We start from the raw sequence: 8,281 nt of genomic DNA on the forward strand, positions 1-8,281 counted from the left end.
AGCTCGAGCTCGGTGCCGAAGGTGTTCGACTCCTCGACGGTGACGACGCCCTCCTTGCCGACCTTGTCGATCGCCTCGGCGATGATCTCGCCGATGGTGGTGTCGCCGGCGGAGATGGACGCGGTGGCCGCGATCTCGGCCTTGGTCTCGACCTCCTTGGCGCTGGAGACGAGCTCGTCGGTGACGGCCGCGACGGCCTTCTCGATGCCGCGCTTCAGCGTGATGGGGTCGGCGCCGGCGGCCACGTTGCGGAGGCCCTCCTTGACGAGCGCCTGGGCCAGGACGGTGGCCGTGGTGGTGCCGTCACCCGCGACGTCGTCGGTCTTCTTCGCGACCTCCTTGACGAGCTCCGCGCCGATCTTCTCGTACGGGTCGTCGAGCTCGATCTCCTTCGCGATGGAGACGCCATCGTTCGTGATGGTCGGGGCGCCCCACTTCTTCTCCAGGACGACGTTGCGGCCACGCGGGCCCAGCGTCACCTTGACCGTGTCGGCCAGGATGTTCAGGCCGCGCTCGAGGCCGCGGCGGGCGTCCTCGTCGAAAGCAATGATCTTTGCCATGTGTTACTCGTCCCTCCCGGACGTCTGCGAAAGATTCCGTTGATTAGCACTCGATCAGATGGAGTGCTAAAGCGATTCTGGCACTCGCGGCGGTGGAGTGCAAGACGAGCACGCTCAGGGCGGACGCCTGGGAGGGGGCGAGGTCAGCCGCGTCGTCGATAGTGCAGGAGGAGGCACCCCCCGGAGCGCTCGGAGTCGACCAGGTCGAAGGCCTGCAGGCCGCTGTCGTCGCCGAAGAGCCGCTTGCCGTGGCCGGCGATGCTCGGGGCGACGACCAGCCGCAGGTCGTCCACCAGACGGGCCGCCAGCAGGTCGCGCGCCAGCGAGAGGCTGCCGTGGATGCCGATGTCGCCTCCCTGCTCTCGGGTGAGGTCGGAGACGAACGCGGCGGCCGGCTCCGCGACGGGAACCGACTCGGACCACTCGGGCTCCAGCGGGGACGACGTGAACACGTACTTGCGCGTGGCGTTGATGAAGTCGGCGAACGGCTGGACATCCGCGGTCGGCCAGTAGGGCGCCCACTTCTCGTAGGTGCGCCGCCCGAGCAGCACCGCGTCCTGGGTGGCGATCGTCTCGGCGAGGAAGTCGCCGAGCCCGGCGCCGGTGTCCCGCAGCCACTCGCCCTCCCCCGGGTCGTCCGCGAAGCCGTCGATCGACATCAGCTCGTAGAGCACGACGCGGCGGGATATCGGGGTGGAAGCGGTGTCGGTCACGGTGGTCTCCTCGATGTCGTGGGCCCGATGCCGGGCCTGTTCGGACGCTACCGGCCGGACTGTTCCTCCGTCTTGTACAGCAACGACAGCGGGCTTCCGCTCGCGCCGCTGCCGACGAGTTCCGTCGCCGAGGGCCCGATGAAGCGCCGCAGCGACCGGGCGAGATGCGGCTGGTCGAAGTAGCCGGTCTCCTGCGCGACGGCTGCGGGCCGCTGCCCCTCCCTCAGCCGCACGGCGGCATCGTGCGCGCGAGCGATCTGGAGCACAGTGCGCTGGGACAGCCCGACGGCGTCGCGGTAACGGCGCTGCCGCGTGCGGTCGGTCAGCACCTCCTCCTGGAGGAAGGAGGAGGCGAGCAGGCCGCGGCGGAGCAGCCGGGCGACGAAGTCCTCCGCGTCGCCGTAGCGCGGCAGACGGATGCGCTCACCCGCGAGCGCGAACCGACCGCGCCCGACGGGCAGCTCGACGAATCGGTCCACGAGCGCGCCGGGCGCGAGCCCCGGGAGGAACGTCCCGAGGGCCAGCCGCACGCCGAGGAAGTCGGCATCCGCCGGCACCGGCGCCTCCGACGCCCGGGACTCGGGACCCTGGACCCCGGCGCGGACGCCGTCCGGTCCCTCCCAGAACACGAAGTCCCAGTGCGCGCGGGCCACGGACGTCATGGTCGTCGCGCCGGTGCTACGGCTGCGCCAGACCTGCTCGATCACGGGAGAGTCGGATGTCCTGTGCTCGAACTCGAGACCCATCCGCCGATCCTCCCCGTGAACCGCTGCGTCGCCCATGATAGAAGAACGGTCCAGAGAACACGAGAGAGCGCCGCCCGGGTGGGCGGCGCTCTCCTGGTCGTTCTGACGCTTGCGTACTACACCGGACGCACAGACTCGGCCTGCGGACCCTTGTTGCCCGAGCCGACCTCGAACTGCACCTGCTGGCCCTCTTCGAGAACCTTGTAGCCGTTCATGTCAATTGCGGAGTAATGAACGAAAACGTCCTGTCCCCCACCTTCGACGGTGATGAATCCGTAGCCCTTTTCAGCGTTGAACCACTTCACGGTCCCGTTCGCCATGCATTACTCCCATTGCTGTGTCGCTCGCGCGGTCCAGCGCCGCGCGTTGAATCCCGATCCTAATGCTTGGTATGCCGGTATTCACCAGTCTTTTCGCGAATCCGTTACCAAAAAGGCGGAAGTTAAACACGCGCGAAACAAACCCGCGACCCGCGGCGCGCGCCGACGAGCGGGACCGGGAGGCGGGGCGGTCAGCCGGTGTAGTTGCGGCCGAGGACGACGGTGAGGTCGGCGCCGGTGTCCGCGAAGTCCTGCGTCTGCTGCACGGTGGCCCCGGGGAGGGACCGCGCGACGCCGAGGGCGGCGGCCTGCTTCGCCGGGTCGGCGTAGTAGACGACGGTGGCGGCGACGTTCGTGTTGTCGGCGTTCGCGACGGCGCCGATCTTCCAGCCGGCGGCGGTCAGCGCGTCCGACGCCTTCGCGCCGAGGCCCTCGGTCGTCGTGCCGTTGAGGATGTTGACCGACAGCGACGGGTCGACCGTCGGGACGACCGTCGGCGTCGGCGTCGAGGTCGCCGTGGCGGTCGTGGACGAGGGAGCCCCGTTGGTGTTCGGCGAGCCGTGGAAGCTGATCGAGCCGCTCACCAGCGAGAGCCCGAAGACACCGGCGCCGATCAGGACGACGGTGGCCAGCGCAGCCCAGCCGACCGCGATCCAGCCGCGGCCCTTCGGCCGGGGAGCCCGGTGCGCCCCGACGCGGTGCAGATCGTCGGGGATCTCATCGAACCGGTCTCTCGGGTATTTCTCTGCCATCTGGTGGGGGTTCCTCGCGGTCAGTCGGCGGGCGGGAGCATCCTGGCCTGCCGAGCGGCGAGCCGGCTCTCACGCAGCCGGAGCAGGCGCTTGACGAGCATGGGGTCGTGCTGGAGCGCCTCGGGGCGGTCGATCAGCGCACCGAGGAGCTGATAGTACCGGGCCGCCGAGAGACCGAACTCCTCGCGGATGGCCTGCTCCTTGGCTCCGGCGTGCCGCCACCACTGACGCTCGAACGCCAGGATCGCGGCGTCACGTCCACTCAGACCGTCCGGTTCCGGCTCGGGTCGGTGGTGATTCGCAGCGTCCGCCACGCGCACCGCCTTCCCTCGTCGTCCTCAGCCGACCTGCCAAGCGCTCGCGCATCATCCTAGAGGCGGCCCCCTGTGTGTTGCCCGTTTGGGTGCGGCACGTCGCGTGAGGAAACAGGGAACAGCGGCGGCCACCTGGCCGTTTAGGGTGGTGACTGACGAAAGGAATCGCGTGATGGACGCTGCCCAGGAGAACTACGACGTCACCAAGTCCGACGACGAGTGGCGCCGGGAACTGAGCCCCGACCAGTACGCCGTGCTGCGCGGGGCCGCGACCGAGCGCCCGTGGACCGGGGAGCTGCTCGACGAGAGCCGCGCCGGCCTGTACACCTGTGCCGCGTGCGGCGCCGAGCTGTTCAAGTCGGGCACCAAGTTCGACAGCGGCTGCGGCTGGCCGAGCTTCTACGAGTCGGTGCGCCCGGAGGCGGTCGAGCTGCTCGAGGACACCAGCCTCGGCATGGTCCGCACCGAGGTCCGCTGCGCCAGCTGCGGTTCGCATCTGGGCCACGTCTTCCCCGACGGCTTCGGGACGCCGACCGGCGACCGATACTGCATGAACTCCATCTCGCTGAACTTCACGCCGGATGCCTGATCGGGACGGCGAGGCGACAAGCGATCTGGTCTCCCGCGTCGCGGCACGCCGCTCGTACTCGCGGGTGACGCCGGCCGCGCCGACGCACGAGGAGCTGCTGCCGCTCGTCGCGGCGGCCGGACGGGTCGCCGACCACTCCGCCCTGCATCCCTGGCGGCTCATCGAGCTGCGCGGCGACGCGAGGGTCCGGCTCGGCCGCGCGTTCGCGAAGGACGCGAAGCTGAGCGGCGAGGCGGCCGAGAAGCTCGCGGCCAAGCCGCTGCGCTCGTCGCTGCTGATCGCGGTGGTCTCGGTGCGTACGAAGAGCGAGAAGGTGCCGGGCTGGGAGCAGGACGCGGTCGCCTCCGGCGTCGCGCACATCCTGAGCCTGCTGCTGCACGACGCGGGCTGGGGCGTGATCTGGCGCACCGGCCACCACACCCGCTCGAAGGCCGTGCACGCGATGCACGGGCTGGCCAGGAACGAGCGCCTGCTCGGCTGGCTTTACGTCGGCGGGATCCCCGAGGACAGCAAGGAGGGTCACCGCAAGGCGATCGACCCCGCCCGCTTCCTCAGCGTGCTGGACTGACCCGGACCGCTTGCGGTTCGTCACGAATGCGTGCCGTTCGTGACGAATGCGTGCCGTTCGTGATTCGTGACGAATGCGTGCCGTTCGTGACGAATGCGTGCTGTTCGTGACGGATCGCGCGCGTTCGTGACGAATCGGCGCGGTGCGTGGCGGGTGTGATCGGGTGATGCGGCGCGGGCCGGTCAGCCGTCGACGCGGTTCGCGCGGCGGGAGCCCCAGCGGATGCTCGCGACCGCGACGGCGACGAGGGCCAGCAGGGTGCCGCCGACGGTCGAGAACGCGATCCCGCCGGTGGTCGTCGGCGCGAACACGTCCAGCAGCAGGGCCGTGACCAGCTGGCCGGCGACGGTGGCGAGGCCGAGCAGCAGGACCCCGGTGATGCGCACCAGCAGGGCGGATGCGCCGATGAAGACGCAGCCGATCGCGCCACCGATGTACAGCCAGGGCTCGGTGGGCAGCGGGTTCGGGAGCCCGGCGACGCCCCAGTCGATGAACATCAGCACGAGCAGGACGACGGTGCCGACGAGGAAGTTGATGAACGTCGCGGTGAGCGCGCTCTCGGCGAGCACGCGCACCTGGCCGTTGACGGCCTGCTGCCAGCCCATGCCGAGGCCGGCGATGAGCGGGAGCAGCATCATCCACACCGGCACGCTGCCGCCGAACTCCGCGGACACTGCCCAGGCCACGGCCACGAGCGCGATGAGCGCGCGGGCGACGCGTGCGGGGGTGAGCGGGCGGCGGCCGCCGGGGCCGAGGCCGATCCGGTCGAGCACCAGCCCGCTGACGGTCTGGCCGGCGACGACGGAGACGGTGAACAGCGCGACGCCGAGCGCGGCGGCCGCGATGCCCTGCGAGAGCACGAGGAACGAGCCGGCCGCGCCGCCCAGGACGTACCACCAGCGCAACTCGCCGCCGCGCAGCGCACCGGTGACCCTGCGCAGGCCGCGCCGGCCGGCGGGGGCGATCGCGAGCGCCACGATCAGGATGATCAGGCCGGAGCCGAACGAGATCGCGGCCGCGGTGAACCCGTCGCCGAGCCGGTGGCCGAGCTCGCCGTTGATGCGGGACTGCAACGCGATGCCCGCCCCGCAGACGATGGCGAAGACGAGGGCCAGCCAGAGGGGGAAGGTACGCGCGGTCACTCCCCCAAGCCTACGGGGTCAGGGCGCGGGAGCCTCGCCGTCGGAGGGCTCCGGGTGCGGCAGCCAGTCGATGTTCTCCTCGGGGGCCACGTCCTTCTCGAAGTCGAGGTCGTAGTCCTCGTCGTCCTTCTTCTTGTCGCTCATGTCTCACACCGTACCCGGGGCTTCGGCGACCAGGAAGGCGAACGGGGATTCGACCGCATCCGCCACCTCGCGCAGGAAGCCGGCCGCGACGCCGCCGTCGGTGACCCGGTGGTCGAAGACGAGCGAGAGCTGCACGATGCGGCGCGGCACGACCGCGCCGTCGACCACCCACGGCCGCTCGATGATCCGGCCGACGCCCAGGATGGCGACCTCGGGATGGTTGATGATCGCGGCGCTGCCGTCGACGCCGAGGCTGCCGTAGTTGTTGACGGTGAAGGTGGATCCGGTGAGGTCGGCGGGTGGGAGGGCGCCCTCGCGGGCGGAGGTCGCCAGGGCGGCGATGGCGGCGTCCAGGTCGCGCACGCTCATCCGGTCGGCACGCCGGACGACGGGGACGACGAGACCGCGCGGGGTGTCGGCGGCGATGCCGAGGTTGACGCCGTCGAAGGTCTCCAGCGCGTCGCCGTCCTCGGTCACCCGGCCGGCGAGCTCGGGATGCCGCGCGAGCGACGCGAGCGCGAAGCGGGCGATGAAGGCGAGCACGGACGGCGCGCGGCCGGGGCCGGCGAGGCGGCGTCGCGCCTCCCACAGCTCGGTCGCGTCGGCGTCCACCCAGACGGTCGCCTCGGGGATCTCGCTGCGGCTGCGCACCATCGCGTCGGCGACCGTGCGGCGGAAGCGTGAGAACGGCGTGGTGGCGGCGACGGCGAGGCCGGTGCGGGGGTCGACGGCGGAGGAGCCGGGGGCAGCGGGCGCGGGCGCGGCGGGCGCGGCGGGCGCGGGACGCGGGATCGCCGCCTCCACGTCGCGCCTGGTCACGACGCCGCCCGCGCCGCTCGGGTGCAGCGCGGCGATGTCGACGCCGTTGCGGTGCGCGAGCGAGCGCACAACGGGCGAGATGACCGGCACGACGCGGCCGGGCGCCTCGGCGGTGATCGTCGAGGACGCCGTCGTGCGGGAGCGGCGGCGCGTGGTGGCGTGGTCGGTCGTCCCGTAGCCGACCAGCACCTGACCGGAGCCGGAAGCCCCCGGCACTGCCGCCTCCGGCGAAGCCGCCTCGGGCGCGGGAGTCGGCGCCTCCTCGCTCACCTCGAGCAGCGGCGCGCCCACGAGCACCGTCTCGCCCTCCGCGCCGTGCAGGGCGGCCACGACGCCCGCGAACGGCGTCGGCACCTCCACGACCGACTTCGCGGTCTCCACCTCGGCGATCGGCTGGTCGACGGCGACCGTGTCGCCCACGGCCACCAGCCAGCGGACCAGCTCCGCGTCGGTCAGCCCCTCGCCGAGGTCCGGCAGGGCGAACACCCGGGCGTTCACGCGTCCTCCCACTGCAGCGTGTCGACCGCGTCCAGCACCCGGTCCACGTTCGGCAGGTAGAACCGCTCCAGCTTCGGCGGGGCGAACGGGGTGTCGAACCCGGTCACGCGGCGCACCGGCGCCTGAAGGTAGTGGAAGCAGCGCTCCGACACCCGCGCGGCGATCTCCGCGGCGACGCTCGCGAAGCCGGGCGCCTCCGCGACGACCACCGCGCGTCCCGTCGCCCGGACGGCCGCGCACACGGTCTCGTCGTCGAACGGGACGATGCTGCGCAGGTCGACGACGGCGAGGCTGCGGCCGTCCTCCTCCGCCGCCTCCGCCGCGGCGAGCGCGACAGGGACGGTCGGGCCGTACGCGATCAGCGTCGCGTCGGTGCCCTCCCTGGCGATGCGCGCGCGGCCGATCTCGGGCAGCGGCGCTGCGGTGTCCACCTCGCCGGTCGCCCAGTACAGCTTCTTCGGCTCCAGGAAGACGACGGGGTCCGGGGAGGCGATCGCCGCGCGCAGCAGGCCGTAGGCGTCCTGCGAGGTCGCCGGCGAGAGCACCGTGAGCCCCGGCGTGTGCGCGTAGTACGCCTCCGACGAGTCGGAGTGGTGTTCCACTCCCCCGATGCCGCCCGCGTACGGGATGCGGATGACCATCGGCAGCCGCACCGCCCCGCGCGTGCGGTTGCCCATCTTGGCCACGTGGTCGACGATCTGCTCGAACGCCGGGTAGGCGAACGCGTCGAACTGCATCTCGACGACCGGGCGCATCCCGTTCATGGCCATCCCGACCGCGGTGCCGACGATGCCGGACTCGGCGAGCGGGGTGTCGAAGCAGCGGCTCTCGCCGAACCGGGCGGCGAGGCCGTCCGTGATCCGGAAGACGCCGCCGAGGGTGCCCACGTCCTCGCCGAAGACGAGCACGGCCGGGTCGGCCGCGAGCGCGTCGGCGAGCGCGCGGTTGAGGGCCTGCGCCATGCTCATCGTCTGGGCGGCGGGCGCACCGTCCTGCGCGGAGCGGTCGGCGGGGGCATCGTGCATGAGCGTCATCGGGCGGCCTCCTGTTCGGCGGCGAGCTGTGCGGCCTGCTCGCGCAGCTGCGGGGTGGGGGTGGCGTAGACGAAGGAGAAGA

12 protein-coding genes are annotated in these 8,281 nt (G+C 71.8%); 2 read left to right on the top strand and 10 right to left on the bottom strand.

Translation table 11 applies throughout. The annotated features are described in order from the left end of the window. From ACTHMF_RS16215 to ACTHMF_RS16240, 6 genes are all read right to left on the bottom strand, one after another. The coding region (locus tag ACTHMF_RS16215; protein WP_440319016.1) for a TCP-1/cpn60 chaperonin family protein at nucleotides 1-560 on the bottom strand (560 nt) is incomplete at its 3' end. Between the two features lie 143 nt (nucleotides 561-703). After that, the gene (locus ACTHMF_RS16220; RefSeq protein ID WP_440319017.1) at nucleotides 704-1,273 is read right to left on the bottom strand and encodes a dihydrofolate reductase family protein; all 570 of its coding nucleotides are present in this window, start codon (nucleotides 1,271-1,273) and stop codon (nucleotides 704-706) included. A gap of 47 nt (nucleotides 1,274-1,320) precedes the next feature. Then, complete coding sequence (locus tag ACTHMF_RS16225) at nucleotides 1,321-2,019, bottom strand: helix-turn-helix domain-containing protein (protein ID WP_440319019.1); 699 nt, start codon at nucleotides 2,017-2,019, stop codon at nucleotides 1,321-1,323. Nucleotides 2,020-2,135: 116 nt separating this feature from the next. Further along, nucleotides 2,136-2,339, bottom strand: coding sequence for a cold-shock protein (locus tag ACTHMF_RS16230; RefSeq protein WP_314149525.1), 204 nt, complete (start codon nucleotides 2,337-2,339; stop codon nucleotides 2,136-2,138). Nucleotides 2,340-2,530: 191 nt separating this feature from the next. Beyond that, nucleotides 2,531-3,091, bottom strand: a complete 561-nt coding sequence (locus ACTHMF_RS16235) for a LytR C-terminal domain-containing protein (RefSeq protein ID WP_314149524.1) — start codon at nucleotides 3,089-3,091, stop codon at nucleotides 2,531-2,533. A gap of 20 nt (nucleotides 3,092-3,111) precedes the next feature. Next, on the bottom strand, nucleotides 3,112-3,411 hold the full coding sequence (locus ACTHMF_RS16240) for a DUF3263 domain-containing protein (protein ID WP_314149523.1): 300 nt from the start codon (nucleotides 3,409-3,411) through the stop codon (nucleotides 3,112-3,114). Nucleotides 3,412-3,577: 166 nt separating this feature from the next. On the opposite strand from ACTHMF_RS16240, the gene msrB reads away from it, so the two are divergent. Then, nucleotides 3,578-3,994 (top strand): peptide-methionine (R)-S-oxide reductase MsrB, encoded by a 417-nt coding sequence (msrB, locus tag ACTHMF_RS16245; RefSeq protein ID WP_440319021.1) that lies wholly within the window; start codon nucleotides 3,578-3,580, stop codon nucleotides 3,992-3,994. Beyond that, a complete protein-coding gene (locus ACTHMF_RS16250) occupies nucleotides 3,987-4,562 on the top strand; it encodes a nitroreductase family protein (protein WP_440319023.1) in 576 nt (191 codons plus the stop codon). Before msrB ends, ACTHMF_RS16250 begins: the two co-directional genes overlap by 8 nt. 182 nt (nucleotides 4,563-4,744) lie before the next feature. On the opposite strand, the gene ACTHMF_RS16255 is transcribed toward ACTHMF_RS16250, so the two are convergent. From ACTHMF_RS16255 to ACTHMF_RS16270, 4 genes are read right to left on the bottom strand one after another with little or no spacing between them, the layout of a single operon-like run. Next, the gene (locus ACTHMF_RS16255; RefSeq protein WP_440319025.1) at nucleotides 4,745-5,704 is read right to left on the bottom strand and encodes a DMT family transporter; all 960 of its coding nucleotides are present in this window, start codon (nucleotides 5,702-5,704) and stop codon (nucleotides 4,745-4,747) included. 18 nt (nucleotides 5,705-5,722) lie between these two features. Next, a complete protein-coding gene (locus ACTHMF_RS16260; protein ID WP_314149519.1) occupies nucleotides 5,723-5,848 on the bottom strand; it encodes a hypothetical protein in 126 nt (41 codons plus the stop codon). Between the two features lie 3 nt (nucleotides 5,849-5,851). After that, complete coding sequence (locus ACTHMF_RS16265) at nucleotides 5,852-7,165, bottom strand: dihydrolipoamide acetyltransferase family protein (RefSeq protein WP_440319027.1); 1,314 nt, start codon at nucleotides 7,163-7,165, stop codon at nucleotides 5,852-5,854. Continuing rightward, nucleotides 7,162-8,190 carry an alpha-ketoacid dehydrogenase subunit beta gene (locus ACTHMF_RS16270; protein ID WP_440319029.1) on the bottom strand — a complete coding sequence of 343 codons (1,029 nt, stop codon included), beginning with the start codon at nucleotides 8,188-8,190 and terminating at the stop codon, nucleotides 7,162-7,164. The genes ACTHMF_RS16265 and ACTHMF_RS16270 overlap by 4 nt, the downstream gene beginning before the upstream one ends. Nucleotides 8,191-8,281: the final 91 nt, after the last annotated feature.

This window comes from Leifsonia sp. (assembly GCF_051955155.1).
In the GTDB taxonomy this organism is placed as follows: domain Bacteria; phylum Actinomycetota; class Actinomycetes; order Actinomycetales; family Microbacteriaceae; genus Leifsonia.